Annotated in this window: 24 protein-coding genes and 1 tRNA gene; 11 read left to right on the forward strand and 14 right to left on the reverse strand. The window is 58.7% G+C overall.

The annotated features are described in order from the left end of the window. Window positions 1-9: 9 nt before the first annotated feature. Window positions 10-834 carry an SDR family NAD(P)-dependent oxidoreductase gene (locus tag VGK48_27260; protein ID HEY2384891.1) on the forward strand — a complete coding sequence of 275 codons (825 nt, stop codon included), beginning with the start codon at window positions 10-12 and terminating at the stop codon, window positions 832-834. Window positions 835-950: 116 nt separating this feature from the next. Here VGK48_27260 and VGK48_27265 read toward each other — a convergent pair whose 3' ends face one another. From VGK48_27265 to VGK48_27275, 3 genes are all read right to left on the reverse strand, one after another. Beyond that, a complete protein-coding gene (locus VGK48_27265; GenBank protein ID HEY2384892.1) occupies window positions 951-1,883 on the reverse strand; it encodes a hypothetical protein in 933 nt (310 codons plus the stop codon). A 68-nt stretch (window positions 1,884-1,951) separates the two neighbouring features. Beyond that, entirely contained in the window at window positions 1,952-2,281 is a 330-nt protein-coding gene (locus VGK48_27270; GenBank protein ID HEY2384893.1) for a hypothetical protein, read from the reverse strand. 5 nt (window positions 2,282-2,286) lie between these two features. Continuing rightward, the gene (locus tag VGK48_27275) at window positions 2,287-3,060 is read right to left on the reverse strand and encodes a hypothetical protein (protein ID HEY2384894.1); all 774 of its coding nucleotides are present in this window, start codon (window positions 3,058-3,060) and stop codon (window positions 2,287-2,289) included. A gap of 669 nt (window positions 3,061-3,729) precedes the next feature. On the opposite strand from VGK48_27275, the gene VGK48_27280 reads away from it, so the two are divergent. Then, window positions 3,730-3,864 (forward strand): hypothetical protein, encoded by a 135-nt coding sequence (locus VGK48_27280; GenBank protein ID HEY2384895.1) that lies wholly within the window; start codon window positions 3,730-3,732, stop codon window positions 3,862-3,864. 111 nt (window positions 3,865-3,975) lie between these two features. On the opposite strand, the gene VGK48_27285 is transcribed toward VGK48_27280, so the two are convergent. Beyond that, window positions 3,976-4,047, reverse strand: a tRNA-Glu gene (locus tag VGK48_27285). A gap of 66 nt (window positions 4,048-4,113) precedes the next feature. Between VGK48_27285 and VGK48_27290 the strand changes: the two genes are divergently transcribed. After that, window positions 4,114-4,518 (forward strand): BON domain-containing protein, encoded by a 405-nt coding sequence (locus VGK48_27290; protein ID HEY2384896.1) that lies wholly within the window; start codon window positions 4,114-4,116, stop codon window positions 4,516-4,518. Here the strand turns inward: VGK48_27290 and VGK48_27295 are convergent. Together VGK48_27295 and VGK48_27300 are read right to left on the reverse strand one after the other, a co-directional pair. Further along, window positions 4,493-5,059 carry a GNAT family protein gene (locus VGK48_27295; GenBank protein HEY2384897.1) on the reverse strand — a complete coding sequence of 189 codons (567 nt, stop codon included), beginning with the start codon at window positions 5,057-5,059 and terminating at the stop codon, window positions 4,493-4,495. The genes VGK48_27290 and VGK48_27295 overlap by 26 nt on opposite strands. 5 nt (window positions 5,060-5,064) lie before the next feature. Further along, window positions 5,065-9,177: a DEAD/DEAH box helicase gene (locus VGK48_27300; GenBank protein HEY2384898.1), complete on the reverse strand. Its 4,113-nt coding sequence runs from the start codon at window positions 9,175-9,177 to the stop codon at window positions 5,065-5,067. Between the two features lie 195 nt (window positions 9,178-9,372). Here VGK48_27300 and VGK48_27305 point away from each other — a divergent pair, with 195 nt between their 5' ends. The 4 genes from VGK48_27305 (at window position 9,373) to VGK48_27320 (ending at window position 12,530) form a co-directional block, all read left to right on the forward strand. After that, the gene (locus VGK48_27305; GenBank protein HEY2384899.1) at window positions 9,373-9,732 is read left to right on the forward strand and encodes a peptidoglycan-binding domain-containing protein; all 360 of its coding nucleotides are present in this window, start codon (window positions 9,373-9,375) and stop codon (window positions 9,730-9,732) included. Between the two features lie 208 nt (window positions 9,733-9,940). Further along, on the forward strand, window positions 9,941-10,894 hold the full coding sequence (locus VGK48_27310) for an MBL fold metallo-hydrolase (GenBank protein HEY2384900.1): 954 nt from the start codon (window positions 9,941-9,943) through the stop codon (window positions 10,892-10,894). Beyond that, window positions 10,891-11,643: a hypothetical protein gene (locus VGK48_27315; protein HEY2384901.1), complete on the forward strand. Its 753-nt coding sequence runs from the start codon at window positions 10,891-10,893 to the stop codon at window positions 11,641-11,643. The genes VGK48_27310 and VGK48_27315 overlap by 4 nt, the downstream gene beginning before the upstream one ends. Then, window positions 11,610-12,530, forward strand: a complete 921-nt coding sequence (locus tag VGK48_27320) for a hypothetical protein (GenBank protein HEY2384902.1) — start codon at window positions 11,610-11,612, stop codon at window positions 12,528-12,530. The genes VGK48_27315 and VGK48_27320 overlap by 34 nt, the downstream gene beginning before the upstream one ends. 177 nt (window positions 12,531-12,707) lie before the next feature. On the opposite strand, the gene VGK48_27325 is transcribed toward VGK48_27320, so the two are convergent. The 6 genes from VGK48_27325 to VGK48_27350 all read right to left on the reverse strand — a co-directional run bounded on the left by VGK48_27325 (window position 12,708) and on the right by VGK48_27350 (window position 18,362). Continuing rightward, window positions 12,708-13,511, reverse strand: a complete 804-nt coding sequence (locus VGK48_27325; protein HEY2384903.1) for a family 1 encapsulin nanocompartment shell protein — start codon at window positions 13,509-13,511, stop codon at window positions 12,708-12,710. Beyond that, entirely contained in the window at window positions 13,499-13,834 is a 336-nt protein-coding gene (locus VGK48_27330; protein HEY2384904.1) for a ferritin-like domain-containing protein, read from the reverse strand. The genes VGK48_27325 and VGK48_27330 overlap by 13 nt, the downstream gene beginning before the upstream one ends. 113 nt (window positions 13,835-13,947) lie before the next feature. After that, the gene (locus VGK48_27335; protein ID HEY2384905.1) at window positions 13,948-14,196 is read right to left on the reverse strand and encodes a hypothetical protein; all 249 of its coding nucleotides are present in this window, start codon (window positions 14,194-14,196) and stop codon (window positions 13,948-13,950) included. A 112-nt stretch (window positions 14,197-14,308) separates the two neighbouring features. Further along, entirely contained in the window at window positions 14,309-16,375 is a 2,067-nt protein-coding gene (locus VGK48_27340) for an ABC transporter permease (protein ID HEY2384906.1), read from the reverse strand. Beyond that, entirely contained in the window at window positions 16,372-17,127 is a 756-nt protein-coding gene (locus VGK48_27345; GenBank protein HEY2384907.1) for an ABC transporter ATP-binding protein, read from the reverse strand. Before VGK48_27345 ends, VGK48_27340 begins: the two co-directional genes overlap by 4 nt. Further along, on the reverse strand, window positions 17,124-18,362 hold the full coding sequence (locus VGK48_27350) for an ABC transporter permease (protein HEY2384908.1): 1,239 nt from the start codon (window positions 18,360-18,362) through the stop codon (window positions 17,124-17,126). Before VGK48_27350 ends, VGK48_27345 begins: the two co-directional genes overlap by 4 nt. Window positions 18,363-18,585: 223 nt before the next feature. Between VGK48_27350 and VGK48_27355 the strand changes: the two genes are divergently transcribed. Continuing rightward, a complete protein-coding gene (locus VGK48_27355; protein HEY2384909.1) occupies window positions 18,586-19,239 on the forward strand; it encodes a hypothetical protein in 654 nt (217 codons plus the stop codon). Between the two features lie 9 nt (window positions 19,240-19,248). Here VGK48_27355 and VGK48_27360 read toward each other — a convergent pair whose 3' ends face one another. Together VGK48_27360 and VGK48_27365 are read right to left on the reverse strand one after the other, a co-directional pair. Beyond that, entirely contained in the window at window positions 19,249-20,448 is a 1,200-nt protein-coding gene (locus tag VGK48_27360) for an HDOD domain-containing protein (GenBank protein HEY2384910.1), read from the reverse strand. 97 nt (window positions 20,449-20,545) lie between these two features. After that, entirely contained in the window at window positions 20,546-21,322 is a 777-nt protein-coding gene (locus VGK48_27365; protein ID HEY2384911.1) for a VOC family protein, read from the reverse strand. Window positions 21,323-21,423: 101 nt separating this feature from the next. On the opposite strand from VGK48_27365, the gene VGK48_27370 reads away from it, so the two are divergent. From VGK48_27370 to VGK48_27380, 3 genes are all read left to right on the forward strand, one after another. Continuing rightward, window positions 21,424-22,239 carry an aldo/keto reductase gene (locus tag VGK48_27370; GenBank protein ID HEY2384912.1) on the forward strand — a complete coding sequence of 272 codons (816 nt, stop codon included), beginning with the start codon at window positions 21,424-21,426 and terminating at the stop codon, window positions 22,237-22,239. Between the two features lie 69 nt (window positions 22,240-22,308). Further along, complete coding sequence (locus VGK48_27375; protein HEY2384913.1) at window positions 22,309-22,995, forward strand: hypothetical protein; 687 nt, start codon at window positions 22,309-22,311, stop codon at window positions 22,993-22,995. Between the two features lie 57 nt (window positions 22,996-23,052). Beyond that, window positions 23,053-23,643 (forward strand): hypothetical protein (locus VGK48_27380; GenBank protein HEY2384914.1); only part of this gene is annotated, 591 nt, incomplete at its 3' end.

A 23,643-nucleotide genomic window follows, 5' to 3' on the forward strand; every position in this document is an offset into this window, starting at 1 on the left:
GATCGAGGTATGGATGGAATCGGATCGTTCTTCCAAGGGAAAGCGGCTCTCGTGACAGGCGCCTCGTCCGGCATAGGCGAGGAACTCGCCTGGCAGCTGGCTCAGGCGGGCGCCGTGGTGACGCTGTCGGCGCGGCGGACTCCATTGCTGGGGGGACTCGCGCGGCGAATCGAAGAGTCGGGAAAGCGCCGGCCGCTGATAGTCGAATGTGATGTAACAAGAGACGGGGACCTGGAACGTGCCGTCGCGGAGACTGTTCGCGAGTTCGGGAAGCTGGATGTGGCGGTGGCGAATGCCGGTTTTGGAGTATCCGGTCCATTGAAAGAGCTTTCTCTCGGTGATTACCGCCGCCAGTTCGAGACGAACGTGTTCGGGGTTTTGCGAACCATCTATGCCTCCCTTCCGGAGATCGAGAAGACGAAGGGCAATCTCGTCATTATCGGCAGCATCGCCGGCTGGATGCCGATGCCGGGCGCCTCAGCCTACGGCATGAGCAAGTTTGCTTTGCGAAGCCTGGCGAGTTCGATCGCTCCGGAACTGCGGCCGCTCGGCATCAAGGTGACACTGATCAGTCCCGGCTGGGTGGCCAGCAACTTCGGCCGCGTTGATAATCAGGGAAAACCTCGCGACAGGAATCCGAACCCGCCGCCACAGTTGTTCGTGATGCCTGCAGCTAAAGCAGCCCGGCAGATTCTGAACGCCGTGGCACGCGGCAAGGACGAAGAGATCATCACTGGTCACGGCAAGGTTGCGGTGTTTCTCGAACGATTCGCGCCATCGGCGCTCCACGCGGTAACCCGGAAGATCGCCGAACTCCGGAAGGCGCGCGCGTAGGACGAGGAAACAACAAGATTACCAGCGCGCAGATGCCGACAGTATTCATCAGAACTCAATTCACCGAAGCTTCGGTCCCTTCTTCAAATTACAATGCTGGCTGAGATGCTCCTAAACTAACCGGCCGCTGGCCGAACCGTGTACGGCGGATTGAACTCAGGTGCGTGCCCTTGACGGCCCGCCATCCACCGCAACAGATAGACGATCTTCGGATCGGTTAGACCAAAGAATCCCGGGATAACTTCCAATACGGTATGGGCGACCATGTCTTTGAAGTAGTCGATATCCGGTTCAACGAGGACCCAATTCGTTCCAGCCGGCGATGGTTCCTTTTCGTGGAATGTGAGTTGTACATTCGCTTCGCCAAATTGAATCTGCTTGTAACTTGTGGTCGCGCCGGGATGGAGAAGGCCGGGATTCGGTTCTTCAGCAAAGCTGCCCTGATTGTCCGCGGTGCGGACTTGTGTTACGAGAGTCGGATCAGCCCATACATAAAACCGGTCCTGCTTCATGGGATATGTCGCGTTATTCCATACAAGCTGGCGAAAATACTGCAGTACTGTTCCTTGCGGCAACGGGATGTCGCGACATGCCGTTAGGATATTAAGAAGGCAGGCGAGGTCCTTGCCATCCTCGACCTCCTTTAAATCTTCATACCTTCTTTGAGCGGACGCGGCATCGTCCGCACCCTGCGACAACAGCTCGTACAGCTGCGGTGCGAGTACAAGCAGATCGTTAAATTGTGAAAAATTAAACTCGGCTTTCTCGGGCAGAATCATCAGCGAGACTGTACGCACGAGATTTGCAGATACGTCGACGGGAAAGAAGCCGGTATCGAGCACATTATCTCGCGAGATCAGTACCGTATACTGGTCTCCAAAGTTGTCGTAGACCGTAACATCAGGAATATTGATCGTGGGGCCTTTGACATTGTTCCGGTAGATCGTCCGTTTATTTCCGTCAGTGAGCGTCAGTAGTACCTCTGTTCCAGCAGGGACGAGTTGGCGCGTGCTGTCATAGAGGTTGATAAGAATCTTTCCCGTTGCCATAGTGTAATCTCCCAAAGTGTTTAGTCAGGCCAGTAAGGACTGGACAGTGCCTTATCCATCGCTTGTGCCTAAACGACGGCGCCGACTGCCGTTGCGAGATTCGTCACGGAGCCGATGAGACGCGTAACAGTGTCTATTGTTTGTTGAATTCGGTTTATGTCGGCGATCGTTTGCTTCAGCTCATCATTAGTCCGCTGGATTTGATCGGCTGCTGTTTGAAATGCGGGTGTATTGTCACTGAATAGCTGACCGGCGAGTTTACGCTGACGATCATCGAGTGCGAACCGCAATTGTTGAAGCTGCCGATGTTTAGGGTCACTGGGAAGCAAACTGCCGATTTGGACGTCCAGTTCCGTTAGTACATCGCCGATTAAACGCAAGAGTTCAATTTTGGTCATAGGCTCTAGGTGCCTTTCACTTTTTGAAGAGAATCGGCCGCCCGTTTCGCGGCATTACCGAACGCTTCCATGGCGTCGACAAAACTTGCCAAGTCATGAACCGTCGGCTTCGATTGTCTCGCAAACTTTTCTAGCGCCTCATTGGCTTTTTTCATGGCATCCAGGCCTTCGCCCGGATCGGCGGTCAGAAATGCTTCGATACGGTCTTCAGTATCACCAATCGCGTTGGCATAGTCGCGCAGCTTGCCGGGATCTGACTTATCACCCTTTGAAAATTCCTCGTTATATGCGTCAATCGCAGCGGTACGGCGTTCGCTATAATCTTGCCGCTTCCGCTCGTAAGCGACGGTGATATCCACTTTCAGGGCTTCAATAAGGTCGTTGACGGGTCGTACCCCCTGCTCTGCCGCTGTTTTGATTCCTTCTTCAATTTTCTTAGTCACAAAGATCTCGAGGACTTTACCAATAACCGGAAACGCCTTGTTTGCGACGCCCTGAAAAGCACCGGTGTCCGTTCCGCTGAGTGTGGCAACCTCATCGGAGAGATTAGTCACTGCGGTTTGAAGATCCGATGCTTTACCTTTAACCGTCGTCGGCGCTTGATTTGTAGCGAGGGTGTATAACAGCTCAGTGTAGTCTGAAAGCACGGAAAGCGCTTTAATTCGGGCCCGAATCCCGTCGCTGGAGAAAACCTGGGCCTTTACAAGGTCATCCAATTTGATCTGTTGTTGAGTCGCTGCCTGTCGAAAGAGATAGTGGTCCCGCTCCGTCTTGTTCAACTCCGTCAAGTAGACCTTCGTTGTTTCGATAACGACAGCGCTGGAGTCTCGGAATTTTGAGACAGGAGTGGTGTAATCACCAGGCCCCCCACATGCGGCCAAGGTAAATACTGCACAAAAAACGACAGCGCGTACCCGGCTTCTCAAGCAGTCTTCCATTGCACGCTTTCCCTATCCATTTCGGACTATTGGTGACGATGGGCGCTCTTCCGCGTGGGCGTTTTCGTCTGCCGACTCCGGTGGCGGTGTTACATTTGAGCCTCGTTGAGGATTCGGCGTGTGTGTCGAGCCGGTACGAGCATCAAGTGTGCTAGTATCCGGCGGCTGATCGTTACGGTGCCGTCGCTGTCAAAACCAAAACGATCAAATCAGATCCACCTGGGGATCTTCCCAGAGGTTTTATCATTCACTACTTGTGTTTGCAAGCCGCGATGGTTTTCTGGGGGCGACCTGTTGAAAATGGGTGCTTCCCATCGAGTGGACGGCTTGGCGATGTCCAGTGAACTTGTCCCAACGTGCCAGGCTTCGCGGGACCTGTCCGGTCCGATCCGGAGGTGCTCGGCAATTTCATGCCAATGGCTGCATTCGCCTGAAGAAAACACGCAACCTGAATCGCGAAAATAGAAGGCGTGCTTGGAAATACAATCAAAGTGACGGAAGACCAGACCCATGAATACTACAGCGCTTGACGTTGCCACCCGAGTCGCGCTCTATCCAATCGGTTGGCAGGATCATCGTCCTACCGAAGTCGGCGGGCTGCACAATCGCTACGGAGAATCCACGATCGCGAGCCGGAGGGTGTAACGTTCATAAAGAGTTCGCCGCCGTCGAAATGCTTGCCCGCGGGAAGTTTTGCCAATTCGATGGCCTTCAAAACCTTTTTTCGAGACAGGACTTGACTGGATGTTATTGGAATAGCCCCAACGGGAATCGAACCCGTGTTTTGGCCTTGAGAGGGCCGCGTCCTAGCCGCTAGACGATGGGGCCGAGCGGACAAAAATAAGGTACCACAAAATAAGGCATGACGCGTGCACGCACTCTGCGGGAGGTCTTATGGTTCGACCGTGGCGGTGGAAGTTACCGGATGAAGATCAACCCCAGTGGCATGAAACGGATTACCGGCCGACGTTCGGCGGAGAGTACTTTGGCGGTCTGGGCGGACCGGTGGATTGGATGCATCCCGGCGATGCTCCGGGACAGCATTCGGGCCGCGGGCCGCGCAGTTATCAACGGCCGGATGACCGAATTGTGGAAGACGTCGTCTGGCGGCTGATGCATCATCCGCACATCGATGCGACGGACGTTCATGTCACATGTCATGACGGCGAAGTCACATTGAGTGGCACTGTGGATGACCGGCAGATCAAACGCCTTACCGAGGACGAAGTCTATTGTGTCTGGGGTGTCCGCGACGTCCAGAATCAACTGCGGCTCAAAGCTGGGAGTCACGCGGCGTAACCCAGTTCGTCTTCAGCATCGAGTAGAGCGCCAGGTCGACATAGTGGTCGTAAAGCCATTCGGCCTGGCGCAGGATACCCTCCTGGACGAACCCGAGGCGCTCCGGGACAGCCCGGCTCTTCACATTGCCGACGGCGCAATGAATGACGAGACGGTGGCAATTCTGTTCGTCGAAGGAGTAGCCCGTCAGGTGAGCGACGGAACGTGTGATGACGCCTTTCCCCTGATGCTTCTGGTCCAGCCAATATCCCAGCTCCGTCTTCCGGTTCAGCAAGTCGAGGTAATGCTGGCCGAGCACGCCGGCGAGCGACCCGCCGCACACAATGCCAAAGGTCAGGCCGTTGTCGTCCCATGCCTGTTCGAGCGAGCGTCCGATGAATCGCGCCGTGTCGTGAAGCGTGGTGCTGTTGTCGAGCCAGGGAAGCCACTGTTTGAGATAGGCGCGATTGCGGTCGATCAGCCTGGTCAATTCGTACGCGTCGTCCTCGGCGATCTGCCGCAACACCAACGAGTCGGTGACACGCAATATCATCCGGTTCATATGGGTTAAAGTGCAATCTCGACAGGGCCCGCAGACGGCTTCAACAATTCCACCATTTGCGAGGCGAGCGGGCTGATGCGCGATCCCGGCAGAACGATACCCGCGAGATTCAGCGGATCGGCCGCCGGAATCTTCAACGCCGTGTCGGCGGGCATTCGCCGTATCGAGCGCAGCAGATCGACGGCCTCCCCGCGCGCAAACTGTTCGCCGAGAAAACCGGAAACGAACCTCCCGCCCCGGATTTCGCCTCGCGCTTCCATACGGCGCAGCGCAACCAGCAGATCGCGCCAGGCCGGCGCCAGAGTTTCGCGGGCAATCAGATCGCGGAAGATCAGACCCCAGCGCAAAAGAATCTGGCGGGCAAACGCTTCGGCGCGCTCATCCGAAGACGACGCGGGCTCCGGATGTTCCAGCAGCGCCCAGCGGCCCGCGGCATGACGCGGCATCTTGAGACGCGAACTGCCTTCGCCGCGTCTGCGTTTCGGATCCACCAGCGCTCGAAGGTTTTCAAAACCGTCCGCCGTGACAAGACCGCCGGCCGCCAACTCCCACAAGGCATCCTCCACCTGGCTGGTCAGTAAACCTGTCGTTTTTGCGAGCTCCGGAAGGAACGATGCGCCGCGCTGTTTCAACGCTTCGAAGACCTGGCGACCGGAGTCCGAAATGCCGTCCGCAAGCGCCGACGATTCGAGCAGCCACGGCGCATCTTCACGCAGGAAGATGGCGACCGGAGCGACACGCGTCGGCCGGACGCGTTTCGCCGGTGATGGATGCGCTCCCGAGTCTCCCGAAAGGACGAGCGACGGATGCGGCGAAAGACGGCCCCACATGACCTCGCCGGACAGACACAGCCGGTCCAGCAAGTCCGGCGTATACCGCGCGATCCGTCGGCGCAGGACTTCCGACTCCCATGCGGCGGCTGAAATCTCATATCCCTGAAGCTGTTTGAGAACCTGAAGCGTGCCGTCGACTCCGTGAAGCTGCGTTCCTGGTGCGACATGCTGCCAGGTAAAGAGGAAGCGCATGAAGTCGGCGGATGTGACGGGCTCGATTTCCTTGCGCAGCTTTCCGAGCGTCATCCGGTGAATGCGCGCGAGCAGGCGGCGGTTGCACCATTCGATCTCGCTGTCCGGCAGCTTGGAATCGGGAGTGAAGCGGCCGCGCAGAACCTGGCCGGAAGCTTCGAGTTTTGCCATTGCGGATTGGACGACGCCGCGCGGCAACGCCAGCCGGCCGGCCAGAGCGGTGACGGTCATGGGGCCGGTGGATTCCATCCAGCCACGAACCGCCGCAAGAATGCCTTCCTCGGATTCGACTGTGCCGGCGCGTTCGGCGGCAATCCAGAATGGGCGGCCGCCGCGTTCGATGATGTGGACGCGGCGCATCTTGCCGAGTGCGTCGAACAAGGCCTGCCATTCCGGGACGGGCGGCAGAGCCATCAACGTCAGCAGGGCATCGTGGAGTTCGTCGGCATCGCGCACGACGGGCCACGATTCGCTGAAGACTTCTTCAATCGCTGCGGGATCGAGCGCTCCGATGTCGCCGGCGTCGCTGCCCAATGTCCGCCGCATCTGCACGGCGCGCGCGCGCCGTTCTTCGAGCGGCGCGTCGTCGAGGTAGGCATACGGATTCGCGTTCAGAATCTCGTGCGAGAGCGGCGACGGTTCGGCAGTATCGATGGCGACGGTCCGGACGTCGCCGGCTCCAATCGCGTCGAGCAGCGCCTTGAGGCCATCGATATCCATCGCTTCATGGAGGCAGTCTCGAATTGTCTCCTTGACGAGAGGATGGTCCGGAATCCCGATGTCCGGTCCGACCAGGTTTTCGCCGCAGGCGGCCTGATCGGGAAAAACCGCCGCCAGAAGATCGTCGGACCGCATCCGCTGAATCGGCGGCGGCACCTTCCGGCCGTGCGAGAATCGCAGGATCGCGAGGGCGCGCGACGCATTCCAGCGCCACCGCGCGGTGAACATAGGCGAGTCGAGCAGAGCCTGCGTCAGGATGTCTTCGACCGTGTTGACGTTCAGGAAATTGAAGACAAGTTCCAGCGGAAAGCTGTGCTGCTCGCCGAGCGAGATCACGATGCCGTTGTCGGTCGCCGCCGCTTGAAGCTCGAAGTTGAACGTCCGGCAGAATCGCTTCCGCAGCGAAAGACCCCAGGCCCGATTGATCCGCGCGCCGAAAGGCGCATGAATCACGAGCTGCATGCCGCCGCCTTCATCGAAAAATCGTTCGGCAATGACGGTCTGCTGTGTCGGTATGGCGCCCAATGCGGCGGCGCCCGCCCGGACATACAAAGCGGCCTGTTCGGCGCCGCGCCGGTCGAGCGCGCAGTGTTCGATCAGCCATTCGACAGGCTCGGCTTGCTGCACGATCTGTTCCCGGATATTCGCAACCTCTTCGGAGAGCTCAACCGTGCGGCCGGGCGCTTCTCCGCGCCAGAAAGGAATCGAAGGCGCTGCCCCATGCGCGTCCTCGACACGGACGCGGCCCGATTCGACCCGCCGGATGCGCCAAGAAGTCGTACCCAGAAGGAAGACATCGCCGGCCAGGCTCTCGACCGCAAAGTCCTCGTCCAGCGTGCCGACGATCGTTTCCTCCGGCTCGGCGACCACGTAGTAATTTGCGTTTTCGGGAATCGCACCGCCCGAAGTGATGGCCGCAAGCCGGGCGCCGCGGCGGCCACGAACCATATTGTTGATCTGATCGCGATGGAGGTAAGCGCCGCTGCGGCCGCGCTGCGTGGCGATGCCTTCGGAGAGCATCTCGATGATGTCGTTGAAGTCGTCGCGCGGCAGATCGCGATACGGATAGGCCTGCTGGATGAGTCTATAAAGGTCGTCTTCATTCCAGCCTTCGCAGGCCGCGGCCGAGACAATCTGCTGGGCCAGAACGTCGAGCGGCCACGACGGGATCTCCAAGGCATCGAGATCGCCGGCGCGGATGGCATGGACCAGTGCCGCGCATTCGACCAGCTCGTCGCGCGTTGTCGCGAACAGGCGCCCTTTCGGAATGCTCAGTGGATCAACGCGGTGTCCCGATCGGCCGATGCGCTGAAGCGCGACGGCGATCGATCGCGGCGAGCCGATCTGGCAGACCAGATCCACGGACCCGATATCGATGCCCAATTCGAGCGATGCCGTGGCGACGACCGCGCGCAGTTCGCCGTTCTTCAGTTTTTGTTCCGCTTCGAGCCGAAGTTGCCGTGAGAGACTGCCGTGATGAGCGAGAACCGCGCTTTCGCCCATGCGCTCCGCGAGATGATGCGAGACGCGTTCGGCGTGCCGGCGCGTGTTCACGAAGATCAGGGTCGTGCGGTGCTCAAGGATGAGTTCAGCAAGGCGGTCGTAAATCTCACCCCACATCTCATTACTGGCGACGGCGCCGAGTTCGTCTTTCGGCACCTCGACGGCAAGATCCATCTTTCTGCGGTGTCCGCTATCGATGATGCGGACGGGTTTGTCGGGCACGACAAACTTCGCGACCTCTTCAATGGGCCGGACCGTCGCGGACAATCCGATGCGCTGCGGTTTGCTGCCGCCGGCCTTCGCCACAAGATCATCCAGACGGACGAGGGACAGCGAGAGATGCGCGCCGCGCTTGTCGTCGGCCAGCGCGTGGATTTCATCGATGATGATGGTTCGCGCGGTTTTGAGAAACTCGCGGCTGCGTTCGGCCGTCAGGAGAATAAAGAGCGACTCGGGCGTCGTGACCAGAATGTGGGGCGGCCGCTTGATCATCTGCTGGCGTTCCCACATCGGCGTGTCGCCCGTCCGCACGGCGGCGCGGATCGGCGGCATCAGCAGGCCTTTCTCGCCGGCGAGCTTTGCGATTTCGGCGAGAGGCCGTTCCAGGTTCTTCTGGATGTCGTTGCTGAGGGCTTTCAGCGGCGAGACGTAGACGACTTCGGTTTCGTCTTCAAGCGAGCCGTCGAGCCCGGCCCGGACGAGGCGATCCAGGCAGGAGAGGAACGCGGCGAGCGTTTTGCCGGAACCGGTGGGCGCGGAGATGAGGACATCGCCACCGCTACCAATCTCCTTCCATGCGAGTTGCTGCGCTTCAGTCGGTCCCGAAAAAGATCGCTCGAACCATTCCTGGACGATGGGATGGAAGTTCACGAATTCAGTGGAACACAAGAAGCACAAAGGCACAAGGGCGGGCGTGGGCCGGTTCTGTCAGAGGAAAAAACGGCGGCAGCGGGCTGTCCGTTTTGCCTTCTCGTGGTGAGCTCACTCCATTCTTATCAACAACTAAAGAACACGGCAGGCGGTGTGCAACTGAAATTCAAAAGGGTCAAAATAAGGAGGAGGGATATGAGCAGAGCATCATTCGTCATCATGGCGCTTTCAGGTATCTTGCTCGTCGCTCCATTCGCGGCGGCACAAGAGTGCAGCTCGGATTGCGCACAGCAATCGTTGCTCCCGATGCTGAATCATGAACAGGTTGAGAGCGTTCAAATCGAATTGCTCGAGCGAGGCATCGTGCCGGTTTTCAGTCAGGACACTGAAATGGACAAAGCCTACCTGGAGGGAGTCATCGCCGTATTTCAGGAAGTGAACAATATGCCCGCGACGGGCCAGCTCGACGCGGAGACAATGGATGCACTGGGCATCCCGCTTCCAAAATCCGCTGTAAGCGCGCCTGAGATACAACGCGCGAAGCCATCGAAATAGGTTACCGGCTCCTGATCCAGGAGACCGGCCGGATCGGAGCCACCCATAGCCGCCAGCCGATTGGCGGCCTCGCGGCGGACAAGTGCTTCCAAACCCATCTCTCCGAAGACCTCAGCGGTAACGTTTCCGCTTTTCTATTTCCGGCCATGCGTCCCTAAATCTTGTTTCCTCCGGGGCGGTTGACGATAATACAGGCCAACGCAACAAAATGAGAGACTTCTCGATTCGTAACTTGATCGCGATCTGTGCAGTACTCCTCGTATCCCATCGCGCGGCGGCGGTGCAATCCAGCAACCTCGAAACTCTTCAGGTTCGTCCGTCTTTTTTCATGATCGCCGGGGCAGGCGGCAACGTCGGTGTGCAGGTGGGCGAGGACGGCGTCGTGGTGGTGGATCCCGGATCGGTGGCCGCCGTGCCGGATGTGTCGGCGGCGATCAGGAAGATTTCGGCGAAGCCCATCCGCTACATCATCGATACGGGGCCTGATGCAGATCATGTCGGCGGCAACGAAGGGCTGTCGAAGGCTGGAGAAAAGTTTTTCGCCTCCAGCACTCTGGGCGGTGGCGCAGCGGACTCTTTCGCTCCGATAGTTGCTGTCGAGAATATTCTCCGGCGCATGACCGGGTTTCCGGCCGGAGCACAGCCGACAGACGTTTTTCAGTATGCGCGGCAATACATGTATCTGAACGGCGAGGCAGTTGAAGTCCTGCGCCAGCCTGCAGCGCACACCGATAGCGACGCCATCGTATTCTTCAGACGGTCCGATATCGTCGTTGCCGGCGACGTGCTCGACACGCGGCACTTCCCCGTGATCGATGTCGACCGCGGCGGCAGCATCCAGGGCGAGATCGCGGCGCTCAATCGGATCGTCGAACTGGCTGTGCCGTCGGTGCCGCTGGTATCGCACGAGGGTGGCACGATCGTCGTTCCCGGCCACGGCCGGCTGTGCGAGCAGTATGACGTGGTCGAGTATCGCGACATGGTGACCATTATCCGGGATCGGGTTCGCGATCTCTTGAAGGCGGGACGGTCGCTTGCCGAGGTCCAGGCGGCGCAGCCGGCAAAGGGATACATGGGACGCTACGGCAACGCGGGAGGCGACTGGACGACAGATCGCTTCGTCGAAGCGGTATATCGCAGTCTCGTGAAGGAGAAGTCATGAGAACCTGGTTGGTGCTCCTGGGAATGACGCTCATCGCGCTCGCCCCGCCGGCAACAGCGCGCGCGCAACAGCGCGGCGGCGGAGCGGCAAGGCCGGCGCAGCAGTCCGCGCCGATCGACCTCACCGGCTACTGGGTCTCCTATGTGACCGAGAATTGGCGCTACCGCATGGTCACCCCCGCCAAGGGTGAGTATCGGCGTATTCCGGCCTCGCCCGCTGCACTGCCGATCATCAACGCCTGGGATCCGGCCGCCGACGAGCGGGCCGGCAACCAATGCAAGTCCTATGGAGCGGGGAATATCATGAGCGTGCCCGGGCGATTGCACATTACCTGGCAGGATCCCGACACACTGCGCATCGACACCGACGCGGGCACTCAGACGCGCCTCTTTCATTTCACGCAGAATCCCTCTGCGGCAACGTCCCCTGGACCGCCGGGCTGGCAGGGTACATCGATCGCGGCATGGGAACGCGCGGCAGGACCCGATGGCGGCGGCAGCCTGCGCGTCGTCACAACGAATCTGCGCCCCGGCTACCTCCGAAAAAATGGCGTGCCGTACAGCGAGCGTACGACCGTGACAGAGAATTTCGACGTCGCGTCGCTGCCGGATGGCGGCAAGCTTCTGCTTGTGACGACCGTTGTTGAAGATCCGGGATATCTGACCGGTCCTTATATCGTGAGTCCACATTTCAAAAAGGAGACAGACGGCTCCAAATGGGATCCAACGCCATGCTCATCCACCTGGTAATCCGGCGCGCGATCGTCCCGCTCCTGTTTGTCGTTCTGGCGGCGCGCGAGGCGCCGGCGCAGTTCGATTTCGCGGGTTCATGGGCGCCCCTGGCGACCGAAGACGTCCAGAACGACTCGTTGCCGGTGGACTATCTAGGGCTCGCACTGACCGACGAGGCCCGCACCCGGGCGCTCTCTTACGACGAGTCGCAGAAATCGATGATCGAGCGGCAATGCGCCGGTTGGGGAGCGGCTTACCTGGTGCTCGGTCCATTTGGCCTTCGCGTGACGAGCCAGACCGATCCCGTGAACAACCGTATCGTTTCGTACACCATCGGCGCGTGGGAAGACTGGAGCGAGATGGTCATCTGGATGGATGGCCGCCTACAGCCCTCCGAAAACGCGCTTCATACGTTCGCAGGCTTCACGGCGGGTCATTGGGAGGCCGGCGCACTTGCAGCCCGGACCACGCGCGTCAAGGCGGGTTTCATCCGGAAGACAGGCGTGCCGTTGACCGACGAGGCCACCATCGACTGGCGCTTCTTCCGCCATGGTGACATCCTGACCGTCCTGATGGTAGCGACCGATCCGGTGTATCTCGTCGAGCCGGAAATCGTCTCGAAGAGCTTTCGGATGTCGCGAACGCCGCTCGATTACCGTTCCGAGTGCGTGACAGGCTACGAAGGTCACGAACCCGGCGATAGCGTCCCTCACTTCTCGCCGGAGCAGAATCCGTTCGTCGACGAATTCATAAAGCTTTATCACCTTCCGCGAGAGGCCGTACTCGGATATCGCGACACACTCTATCCGGAGTACCGGAAAAAGATCAAAGACACGTACGTCCCGCCCCCGCCCTGCACCGCATCCTGCGGCGCTGCCGGCAACTTCGTCCTGCGGCCGCAGTGACTCAAGAATGAAACCGGGGAAATTAGCGGCTTTGCCCAACGAAAGGGGAAGGAGCACAAAAAGCACAAAACAGAACACAAGAAGCACAAAAGATCGCGAGCCCACTTCTTGTGCTTTTTGTGCTCTTTTATGTGCCTCTTGTGTTCCGCTCCCGTTCCTTTGGGCAAAGCCACTCCACTAGGCGATCACACAGACCGCCTCTGGCGTCAGCATCTGTGCGGCAATGGTTTCAACCGCGAACAGGTGGACGGACTTGTCGTCGTGCGCGCGGTAGCCGACAGTGAAATCGCCACCCACGGTAATCATGAAATCGCCGCCCCGGGTTGAAAACAGAGCGGCTCCCTCGACGGCGGGCGAACTGTAAACCTTCGCGATGACGATTCCGAGCTGTTTTGCTGCGGGATAGACGCCGCCTTCGCCGGTCTGTCTGAGGTAGGAGTAGTAATGGTGCGGCGACAGCACGACTTCGTAGGGCCCTTTGACTGTCAAAGTATCGAGTTTTTCGACCGCCGACAGGAGATCGGCGACCAGACGTCCGGGTTGCGACCAGTCCGACATGGTCACTCGCGGCGTGTCCTTCCAGCCCAACAGTCCGGGCATTCCGCCGGAGCCGTACAGAATGAGCGCATCCTCGGTCAGAGCGACGTCGCGTGCAGCTTCCTCGATCGACTTCGATTCGAGTGCCGGTCCGACGCGCTCGAAGATGTCGATATCCGCCCAGGAAACAGTGAAATCGGCGCGCAACTCGGTCAGCAACATCGCATCCGGAATAGACAGGCGTACCTTTCCGGCGATCTTCGGAGCGGGAGCACTTTTGAATGTGCCCAATTGCGTGGCGACGTGATTCCAGCCGCGAGGCCCGTCGAAGTCGACGATGCGCCGGGTGACGACTGTCTGTTTGAACATCGACAGGGCAGTGTCGTCAATTTCCTTCCAGACTTTTTGAGACAGGGGAGCCGCGTTGCGCCTTAACCATTCCATCGTTTTCCTCCTGCCGCCGTGGCTTCAGAGGCCCCGGTTCGTTCTGTTATCGGTTCTGTAGTGAACAGGTACTTTTTCAGGTGCGTGTCGAATGCCGGATCATGCCGGCGGATCCATTCGAGCACCATCGATGCGTGTTCCTTTTCCTCGTCGCGGTTATGAGCAAGTATGGTCTTCAGCGCTTCATCGCTTGTCGCATCGACGCGCTGCTGATACCAATCGATAGCTTCGAGTTCCTCCATCAGGCTGGTTATGGCGCGATGCAGGTCGCGTGTCAGTGGGGTAAGTTCTTCAGATGCTTCGTGTAAGCCTTCCGACGCCATGCAATTCCTCCAGTTCTTCGTCCACGATAGGTTAGCACTTCAGAATAAAAGAAAACGCCCCGCGATTCATCAGGAACCGCGGGGCGTTGTTTTCGATTGGCTTGAGCGCCGGACTATGCTTTGGCGGCCGCCGGTCCCTGGCGCACCATCAGGACGGATATTTCGTTATTACGATACCGAAAACCGGACCAAGGCGCCGAAGGCGCCTCCGGAATAACCATTTCCAGCCGGTCCGTGGAGTTCGGCGCGGTCTGGTGATAGCGCAGAATGTATTGTTCACCGGGGCCAAATCCTTGGCCCATCAATTCCAACTCCGTTACCATTCCTTGTTGAGTTGACAGCGTGATGTGTCGACTAATCATGATGGCCATGATAGTAGCACGCTTGTGACCACCGGCGTTGGTCCATAACTCATTGAAAAATGGTGGTCGGTGCTGCGGCTGTCTACCAAGTTGGTTTGTGTTCCTTTTCCCTTCACCCTGTAAGCAACGGAGTGCGGTTCCGATAAATGATCCACAGCGATAAAGCGAAGATCACTCCCGCGGCCATGTAGTGCGGCCAGTGAAGGGCGTCGATGGAGAACCAGTTTCCGGCGAGGACGCCGAGGGCGTTGTTCCCGGCGTGCAGGAGCATTCCGGGAAACACCGAACCGGTCATCAATGCGATCGCCGTCAGGACCATGCCCAAGGCAGCGGTTGGCGCGATTCGATAGAGCGTCATGTGGAACAATCCGAAAACCAGGCCGACCGCCACAATCAGCGCGGCAGGACGGAATTTGCGGCGCAGTCCGCTGAGCAGGATGCCGCGAAAAGCGAGTTCTTCACAAATTGCCGGGAGCACGGCCACATACAGAATCAGTTCCCAGGACGGCATGCCCTTCGGAATGATGTCGTCTGAGAACCGCTCCAGCAACTGTTGGGGCGCCGGAATGATCGTATTCATGACGCGGAATACACCGAGAGCGGTGATGTAACCCGCCGGTATGGCGAACAGGATCGCCAGCCAGATGACCAGCTTTACCGGCTTGAGCGACAGGACGTCCCGCGCGTTCAGGTGATACATCCGCATCATGAGAAGGGAAGCTCCGATCATCACGACGACTTCATTGAAGAGAAGCTGTCGTTGAAAGCTCGCGAGCGCCGGAACATTGCTCGCGACCGCGAAGGTCACCACCCACATCAAGGCAAACCATCGCAGAACGCGCCGCTGAAACAGCGCCGGTCCGCCAAAGAATTCCGCGGGTTCGGTGTGCGCAGGCAGGATGATGTCTTCGCGCGCCAGCAGGCGGGCCGAGGCCATCACCAGGTAGCCCGCGGTGAAGACCATCACCCCGAATGTCACCGCGATCATCAACGGATCGGGCCGTCCCATCAGAATTTCACGCGCAGCGACGCTGACATTCGCAACCGGCACCAGCGCGATTGCCGATCGCAGCGAGATACCGGGCATCACGGAAGCCAGAGCCGGAATGAGTCCGAGAAGGTAAACAGGGAAGAAGTACATCTGCGATTCCTTGTACGTCTTCGCGTAAGCCGAGATCATGAGCAGCACCGACGCAATCGTCGCGGCCAGCGGAACAAAAAGCAGCAAGAGCGTCAGCGCCATTCCGGTAGGAAGCTGCAGGTCGAAGTCTTTCGGCAGCGGAATCAACCGCATCCTTATATAAAGGAAGAAATTCAGTCCCTGGATCAGCGTGATCACCAGCGCCACCGAAGTGATTGCCAGCTGTTTCGCCGCGGCAATATCGGCCCGCCCGGCGGCCGTCGTCAGAAGCGTCTCGAGCGTACCGCGCTCCTTTTCGCCGGCAATGATGTCCATCGCGGCGACGGCGCCGCCGGTGAACATCATCATGACGAGGAACAGCGTGATGAAGCGGCCGACCACCGAACCCGTGACTTGCCTGCTCGTCGCCACGCTGGAGTCCTCGACGTCGAACAGTTTGGAGGGATCTGCGGGAAATCCATGCTGCATCAGCAGGAGCTGTGAATCCGACCGCCGGGCCAGGCGTAAGAGCACCATCATGCGGCTATGCGCGTTATCGGAAATGTCCTGGTCTTCCCGATAGACGATGTTGATACGAGGTACGCCTTGGAGGCGCCGTTCCGCGGGAGGAGTCGAAGTGGTTCGAGAGGAAGTTCCGGCTGCGGCGGACAGTTTGTCGGCTTCTTCGCCGGTGAATGTTTCTATATAGAACTGGATCTGGCCGTTATCCAGGCTGCGCCGCGGATCGGCAATTGTCTTGAGCTCCTGAAAATTGAACTGAGACTGCTGTTTGAGGTCCTCGTCCTTGTTACGGGCGAGCGTCGTTCCGGCATCCGCGATGGCCTGCCGGACACGGCCGGCAAGAGGGCCGGTAATGGTGTACCGGTATGTCCCCGCATTGAGGGTCCGTTCGCGCCGGTCGCGCGAGTATTTCTGGGCGTACAACATCAGCGGCATCATGATGGCCGGAAGCACGACGGCCATGAACACCGTGCGCCGCGCCCGCAGGAGCATCTTCAGCTCGTGGATGTAGAGCAGGCGAAGGACTCTCCAGTTCATACGGCTGCCTGGGCGGCCTTCACATACTGCACAAAGATGTCTTCAAGGTAATGCTGTCCGGTCGCCTCGCGCAGGCCGGCAAGCGTATCCGATGCCAGGATGTGTCCGCCGTGAATGATCGCGATACGGTCGCAGAGGCGCTCGGCCTCGCTCATGATGTGGGTGGAGAAGATGATCGTTTTGCCTTCCGATCGGAGCTCGCTGATCGTCTCCTGGACATCGAGCGCGTTCAGCACATCAAGGCCGACGGTCGGTTCGTCGAAAATCAGAATGGCCGGATTGTGCGCGACCGTCCGCGCAATCGAGACTTTCTGTTTCATACCCGACGACAGCTTTTCCACGCGCGCGTCCGCATACTTCGTGATGCCGAATCGCTGGACCAGGTATTCGACGCGCTCGTCAACGCGATCGGCTGGATATTGGTTGATCCTCGCGAAAAAGTCGATCGTCTCGCGCGCCGTCAGGCGCGGATAAAGCGCAGTGGTTGCCGAATAGAAGCCAAGATTCTTACGGACGCCTTCCGGATTGCGTACGACATCGTGGCCCATCAGCGTCGCACTGCCGGAACTGGGTGAGAGGATGGTTGAAAGCATGCGGAGCGTGGTTGTTTTGCCGGCTCCGTTCGCGCCGAGAAGTCCAAATACTTCACCTTCGCGGCATTCAAAGCTGATCGAATCGACAGCGCGGACCTGACCGCGGCCTTCGTCGAAGAAGGTCTTGGAGAGATTTCGGACTGTAACCGGTGAGTTCATCTATTGAATAACCGTTCCTTTGCGAATTTGCCGAAGTTCCCGCTGTAACTTCCCATCACGAAATCCTCGTGCTGGAGGACGACCATCGCAACCCGCAGCGCGATGAGAACGCAAGCCGCCTCGACGGCCAGCGTGAGCCCGATCATCCGCCAGTGGTAAATCCCCTGCATCGCCTCGCGGATCATCATGGTCACATTGGCGACAGGAATGAACGCGATGCGCCGCGTGAATTCCATTCCCGGCGTCTGGAGGAACATGATCGGAATGATCAGCGCCACGTAGAAAGGCGCCACCATCGACTGTCCTTCCTTGTAGTTGCCGGCGAAGGACGCCAGGATCATCATGCCCGCGGCGACAAACAGCGCCAGGAGCACGGCGCCGGCAAGAATGACCGGAATCGATTGCAGCGGAATGTCGCGCCACTTGGCGGCGCCGCCGCGCAACAGCGGGGCAAGGATCGTGCCCATCGAAAATATCATTGCGAAGAGGTTCAAAAATGCAGCCGTGAACGACATCGTCGCGACATAAAGATATTTCGCCACCAGAACGTTCGCCCGCGATGTCGCCGACGTCATGACTGTTTCCCAGGTCGAATTTTCGCGTTCGCCGGCGGTCGAATCGATCGCCGGGTGCATTCCCCCGACGGCAAGCATGATGATGAAAAAGATCGGCATCAGGATGGCAATGAATTCGCCGGTCTCGCGGTTTTTCGAGACGTTTTGGTCGTCGATCCAGAAATCCTGAAACTGCTCGCGGGACAGGCCGAACTTCGCCGCCTGGGCTTCGAAATAGCTGTCGCGGTAGCGGGAGAGCTTCTGATCGATGCGGCTTCTGGCCCGGTTGCTCTGGTCGCGCGACTCGTCATAGGTGATTCGGGTCGCGAAGTTGTTATCGACCGGCAGATTCGATTTCGCCGGCAGGAATTCGACCAGGGCGTCGAGCGTGCCGTTGCGGATATCCTGCACCGGATCGCGTGAGGTCGCCAGAACCATCGATTTATCCGCCTGGAACTGCTTCAGGAGACTGGGATGTGCGGCCGGAACGTTGATCAGCATCACCCGGGAGCGCAATTCTTCGTTTTGTCCCGAAATAAATGTGATTCCCGTATAAACGAGCCACATCATCAACGGATAGAGGAAGATCGGGAGCAGGATGCTGTTCGTGACGATGGTGCGGTCGCGCAGCGCCGACCGCACTTCGCGGCAATACAGAACTTTAATATCTCGAAAATTCATGCGGATACGTGATGGATAGCAGTGCTGAATATGCTAACACCAGTCCTGCGCTCGGCGGAATCCCCCGAAAGTTCTGTGTTGTCCGTTATGGGAGCGGTGTTGGCACCATCAGTGCTGTGCCGCCTATCATAGCCGAGTTCACTATTCAATTCTTACTGTTCATTTATTTGCGTCCAGCCGGTCTCCACGGTACCATGCGGTTCGGTCCAAGCAGGGAGGGGTTATGCGGCGTCTGGGTTTGCTTTTCGTGATGATTTTAACCGCAGGTGCAGGGTTCGCTCAGGTGAGCGCCGGGGGCGGTGGCACCGTGGTATTGCCGCCGATTGCCGTTTCGCCGATCTCTGTCAGCCTTGGCAACACGAATTCCGTCATAGACCAGAGTGGAAACGTACTGCTTTTCGATTCCGTGCTCACTGGCTTTTCCCCTGCCTCCGCTCTGGCGACCCCAACGCCAACACACGTCTCGGTGATTTCGTCTGACGGCAGAACGGTAAATGGATATTCGTACTCCGGCTCGTTTCAGATCCTGGGCGTAGGGCACAACGCGGTATATGCGCTTGTCGGCAGCGTCAGCGGCGGGAACGGATCGCCATTTATCATAACCCGGACGCTGGTCGCCCTGCGTGTCGTGGCCGGAACGTTGCCGGCAACTCTGCCATCGATAACCGTCCCGTTAAATCAAGATGTAAAACTCTCGGCGGGAACAGGGAGCGGGGAATCCGACAGGATCGCGCTGATTTCCGGTGTTTCCGCTGTCGTGCTGACGCCGGCAACTGCGGCAGGCGTGAATAATCCTCACATGATTTTGCTGTACGCCTGTGACGGGGCTACCTTCACTCCGAATCCAAACAACCCGATTATGACGAACTCGCACTAATGACCGTGTTCACGACAGCAGGCCGCTGGTGACCTGCTTCGCCCACGAGATGGCTTCCATATAGATGTCGCGGATCGGCAGCTGCGGCAGGCCGTAGAACTGAACCTCGTCCCAGTCCGCCCGCTCGTACGCGATCGTGCATCGCAGCGCCTGTCCGATCTGTCCGGCTTTGTGGATCAGAGCTTCGCGGACTTCATCGACCAGCGGCAACTCGGCCAGCGCTTTTTCCATCGGACAATCGAGCAGTGCATCGAGAACCGACAACAGGCCGGCCGAAAAGAAGGAGTCTTTGGGCGCGTCTTTAAGCGACGCCGACAGGCGTTCGCACATTCGGGCGCGCACCAGGGCAATCGTCATCAATTCCCGCGGTCTGTCTTCGACAGCGGATAGCAGCAGGATGCGGGTCCAGTTGCGAAGCATGTCCATTCCAATCAAGCGCACCGCGTGGCCGGTAGACGATACTTTCCGTGGCAGTCCGACAGCCGCCGAATTCGCATAGCGTAACAGCTTGAACGTGAGCGAAACATCCTGAGAGATGATTTTGTCCAACTCGGACATTTCCATGTCGGGTTGCTGCAGTTTTGCCAGGACGCGCAACATTGCGAGCCGGTTGACCGGAATCTCCCGCATGTGACTCCCGGACCGGGACACGAAACGGCCGGCATAAAAATCGAAACTCAGGCTCTTGCAGAATTCGAGGTCATCATAGGTGTCGACATTCACTGCCAGAAGTTTCGCGTTGTAACGGCGCAACTCCTGAACCCGTCTCTCGATTTCCTCAGGCGGATGAGCCGTCGCATCGATACGGATTGCATACGCCCGATTGCCGATGAACTCGAGGCTTGCAGGCGAAAGAGCGCTGGACAGGGCAAAGCGATATCCGTGCGCAACGCACGACACCAGACCATTGGCAACCACGCTTGACGGCTCGAATGGATCGAAGAAACCCAGCACGACCCGCTCTTGCGGCACGAGCTTCCACAGATTCGCGGCCAGCCCGGAGGCCGTGAGATTCATGAAGCAGTCATGGTTTCCGACGATGTCGTCCAGCATCGTTTCGGTAAACATCGTGAACAATACGCGCTCCGCGTCTGCGGAACCGGAGTCCGAACCTTTTTCCACGATCGGACAGGTCCGGACTTCGTATCCTACGACGTTCAGTTGCTGTCCGAAGACCGGCTGCCGGTTGATGAGGTAATTGCACTCCATGCGATTTACGCACCTATGATAACCCGCGAATTCAATTCGATAACTGGTCGCAGGAATTCCAGGGACGCCATCCGGGGTGCGTCCCTGGAACCTGTTTCTATTTTGGCGGCGACTGATGCAGGGCAAATACGGCTCCCTGCGGGTCCATCATTTGAGCGATGCGCCCCCCGCCGGGCACCTCCATCGGGCCGTTCGTGACTTTGGCGTTCTTCTTCGTCGCGCGCGAAATTGCGGCGTCAATGTCGGGCGTCTCCACGTAAAAGATCCACATCGGAGGCATCGGCGTGGCTTTGGGTATCGTCATCATACCGCCGAGCTGCTTTCCACCGACTTCGAAGACGCGATAGTTGCCCGTCGCTCCCATGTCCATATCCTGGGCGACCTTCCATCCGAACAATTGCGAGTAGAAATCGAATGCCGCGTTGCCGTCGCTCGACATGAGTTCGTGCCAGCAGAACTCGCCTTTTTTCGATGAGTCGTGAGCAGCCATCGGCGTGCTCGGAGTGAAAATCGAGAGCGACGCGCCTTGAGGATCCTCGATCACGGCGAAGCGGCCGACGCCCGGAACATCTTCCGGTCCGGTGCGTAACTTCCCTCCGAGTTTTTTCACCAACGAAGCCGTCGCATCGACGTTTTCGACCGCGACGTGCGCCGTCCAATGAGGAGGCACACCCGCTTTGACCGATTCTTCCGGAAGCTTCATCACACCGCCGAGCGGTCCCTGATCTGCAACCCACATGAAATAATGGCCACCTTCGCCGAATGACTGCGTCTTCCAGCCGACAACATCCGTGTAGAAGGCGATGGCCGCTGCCGGATCCTTCGTCAAATGCTCGTACCAGACGAAACGGCCGTTATCCACGTTCGTAGGCATACTTTTCTCCTTTTTTAACTATTCAATGTATCAACAGGAAAACTGAAAAGCTCGTTACATGTATGTTAAAGGGTCGCTTGAAACCATGCGAAACTCCATCTATGGTAACGCGTGAATTCAGTTCGCTCGAGGTGAACGTTCCCATTATCGGGCAGGGCACCTGGCAAATAAAAAAGGGCGCCCTGGAGGCGCTCCGCGCCGGGATCGAACTCGGCATGACGCACATCGATACGGCCGAGATGTACACCGGAGCCGAGGAGATCATCGCGGAAGCCATTCACGGCCGGCGGAAGGACATCTTTCTGGTCAGCAAAGTCATGCCGTCGAACGCCTCATATAAAGGTACGTTGCGCGCGTGCGATGCGAGCTTGAAACGGCTGAGGACGGAATATCTTGACGCCTATCTTCTGCACTGGTGGAGCGGCTCGCATCCGATCGAGGAAACCATGCGGGCTATGGAGGACCTTGTTGCCGCCGGGAAGATCCGGCATATCGGCGTGAGCAATCTGGATGTCAGCCGGCTGAAGCAGGCGCAGAAGGCCCTTCGTCGCGAAAAAATTGTGTGCAATCAGGTGCTCTATCACCTGCGGTCCCGCGGAATCGAAAACCGTCTGGTGCCGTACTGCGAGTCGCAGAATATTGCCGTGGTCGGATATTCACCCTTCGGCCAGGGCGATTTCCGCCCGTCGAAAACGCTCGACGCCATCGCTCAGCGGCATGGAAAGGCCCCGCGCCAGGTGGCGCTGGATTTCTTGACCCGCCGCAAGAGCGTGTTCGCTATTCCGAAAGCCGGCAATGTGGAGCACGTCCGGCAAAATGCGGGCGGCGCCGGATGGGAGCTGACTGCCGAAGATCTGGAACTCATCGACAGCGAGTTTCCGGTTCCTGCGCCAGATACGCCACTGGACATGCTCTAAAGATGGCCTTCTTAAAGGAAGCAGTTGAAACGCGCGGTTAAGGGTGCGAATATCCTCCGGCAAAGCACCATGAAGACCAGAGTTATCGCAGTGTTGTCCCTATTACTGGCGGCAGGTCCTGCATACCCGCAGCGGCGGGGTGCGGCTCAGCCTCCTCAAGCGCCCGAATTGCTTTTCAAAATGACGCTGCAGAATGACCAGCGGCTTCCCCTGGGCCAGAATTCGATCACAACTCCTGATGTCGAGCTTCACCTTTATGGCGATGGCAAGAACATCGTCGTCGCTGTTGGCCGGGGCGCGGAATTTCCCCGAACGTTTTTCGGTCTCTGCGAGAAGCCCTGTGGCTTCACCCTTCGCGACAGGATAAATACATTCGATCTGCGCGGAAGGGCGAATATCAAATTCACGACGATCGTGTCGGGTTTCCATCGGGTGCGGCCCTTGATCAAACTGGCGGATGGCACACTTTTGATTGGAGACCAGGCTGAAGGTTCGGTTGCGGATTATCACCAATATGAAGTCTCGTTCAGCGAATGCCGGTGGCTGAAGCTCGATCCTGAGCGTGGCGTCACTCTTGGAAGCTGGATCGAAAATCCGGACCTGAGCAAAGTGGATGAGGTCGGCTACTTCGATGTGATTCCAGGAAGCGGCGCGCATACTGAAGGTCTTGCCGTCGAAAAGCAACCCGCTCCTCCGGTCGGTGGCTGGATCGCCGTTTCGGCGTTTGAGCTGTGGGGAAAACCGGTCAAACGTTGAGCGCCTGCACTATCGCGATACAATACACGCACTATGTCGAAACTCTTCTCGCAACCTATGAACAGAAGGCAGGCTCTCGAAGTGCTGGGAATCTCCGCGGCAGCGGCGGCGTTCCCGGGCGGACTCTCCGCGCAACCGCAGGGCCCTGCCTTTCCCAAGGGCTCCGTCATCCGGACGCTGCTCAAAGACTATGCCCCGGAAGAGCTGGCGGGCGGCGCCACGCTATTTCATGAGCACATGCAACTGGGCCGGGATTTCAACGCGAAGTTTTCCGCCGCCGGCGCTGCGGTCCGGGCCGCGAATGGTTTGCCGCCGGCTCCCGCGCGCGGAGGGGGAGGCGGCGCAGGCCGCGGCAGCGGATCGGGGCGGGGAAGCTTCACTCCGCCGCCGGACATCCTGCACGACGTGGATCTCATGGCCGCCGAAGTCGCGAAAGTGAAAGCGGCAGGCGTGGCCTGCATCGTCGACGCAGGACACGCCGAAATGGGGCGCGACATCGGTTTCCTGCGGCAGGTTGCGATGAAATGCGGCGTGCCGATCGTGGCCGGCGGCGGATTCTATACCCAGCCGTTCTACCCGAAAGAAATCTCGACGATGTCCGAGGACCAGATCTTCAAGGCGCTCATCAAGCAGGTGGACGACGACACC

It is taken from the genome of Terriglobia bacterium (assembly GCA_036496425.1).
Classification (GTDB): Bacteria; Acidobacteriota; Terriglobia; order 20CM-2-55-15; family 20CM-2-55-15; genus 20CM-2-55-15.

Excerpts from the sequence above, each read along its gene's own strand:
- VGK48_27260 (HEY2384891.1), top strand. The coding sequence starts at position 10 with ATGGATGGAATCGGATCGTTCTTCCAAGGGAAAGCGGCTCTCGTGACA.
- VGK48_27265 (HEY2384892.1), bottom strand. The coding sequence starts at position 1,883 with ATGGCAACGGGAAAGATTCTTATCAACCTCTATGACAGCACGCGCCAA.
- VGK48_27270 (HEY2384893.1), bottom strand. The coding sequence starts at position 2,281 with ATGACCAAAATTGAACTCTTGCGTTTAATCGGCGATGTACTAACGGAA.
- VGK48_27280 (HEY2384895.1), top strand. The coding sequence starts at position 3,730 with ATGAATACTACAGCGCTTGACGTTGCCACCCGAGTCGCGCTCTATCCA.
- VGK48_27290 (HEY2384896.1), top strand. The coding sequence starts at position 4,114 with ATGGTTCGACCGTGGCGGTGGAAGTTACCGGATGAAGATCAACCCCAG.
- VGK48_27295 (HEY2384897.1), bottom strand. The coding sequence starts at position 5,059 with ATGAACCGGATGATATTGCGTGTCACCGACTCGTTGGTGTTGCGGCAG.
- VGK48_27305 (HEY2384899.1), top strand. The coding sequence starts at position 9,373 with ATGAGCAGAGCATCATTCGTCATCATGGCGCTTTCAGGTATCTTGCTC.
- VGK48_27310 (HEY2384900.1), top strand. The coding sequence starts at position 9,941 with ATGAGAGACTTCTCGATTCGTAACTTGATCGCGATCTGTGCAGTACTC.
- VGK48_27315 (HEY2384901.1), top strand. The coding sequence starts at position 10,891 with ATGAGAACCTGGTTGGTGCTCCTGGGAATGACGCTCATCGCGCTCGCC.
- VGK48_27320 (HEY2384902.1), top strand. The coding sequence starts at position 11,610 with ATGGGATCCAACGCCATGCTCATCCACCTGGTAATCCGGCGCGCGATC.
- VGK48_27325 (HEY2384903.1), bottom strand. The coding sequence starts at position 13,511 with ATGGAATGGTTAAGGCGCAACGCGGCTCCCCTGTCTCAAAAAGTCTGG.
- VGK48_27330 (HEY2384904.1), bottom strand. The coding sequence starts at position 13,834 with ATGGCGTCGGAAGGCTTACACGAAGCATCTGAAGAACTTACCCCACTG.
- VGK48_27335 (HEY2384905.1), bottom strand. The coding sequence starts at position 14,196 with ATGATTAGTCGACACATCACGCTGTCAACTCAACAAGGAATGGTAACG.
- VGK48_27340 (HEY2384906.1), bottom strand. The coding sequence starts at position 16,375 with ATGAACTGGAGAGTCCTTCGCCTGCTCTACATCCACGAGCTGAAGATG.
- VGK48_27345 (HEY2384907.1), bottom strand. The coding sequence starts at position 17,127 with ATGAACTCACCGGTTACAGTCCGAAATCTCTCCAAGACCTTCTTCGAC.
- VGK48_27350 (HEY2384908.1), bottom strand. The coding sequence starts at position 18,362 with ATGAATTTTCGAGATATTAAAGTTCTGTATTGCCGCGAAGTGCGGTCG.
- VGK48_27355 (HEY2384909.1), top strand. The coding sequence starts at position 18,586 with ATGCGGCGTCTGGGTTTGCTTTTCGTGATGATTTTAACCGCAGGTGCA.
- VGK48_27360 (HEY2384910.1), bottom strand. The coding sequence starts at position 20,448 with ATGGAGTGCAATTACCTCATCAACCGGCAGCCGGTCTTCGGACAGCAA.
- VGK48_27365 (HEY2384911.1), bottom strand. The coding sequence starts at position 21,322 with ATGCCTACGAACGTGGATAACGGCCGTTTCGTCTGGTACGAGCATTTG.
- VGK48_27370 (HEY2384912.1), top strand. The coding sequence starts at position 21,424 with ATGGTAACGCGTGAATTCAGTTCGCTCGAGGTGAACGTTCCCATTATC.
- VGK48_27375 (HEY2384913.1), top strand. The coding sequence starts at position 22,309 with ATGAAGACCAGAGTTATCGCAGTGTTGTCCCTATTACTGGCGGCAGGT.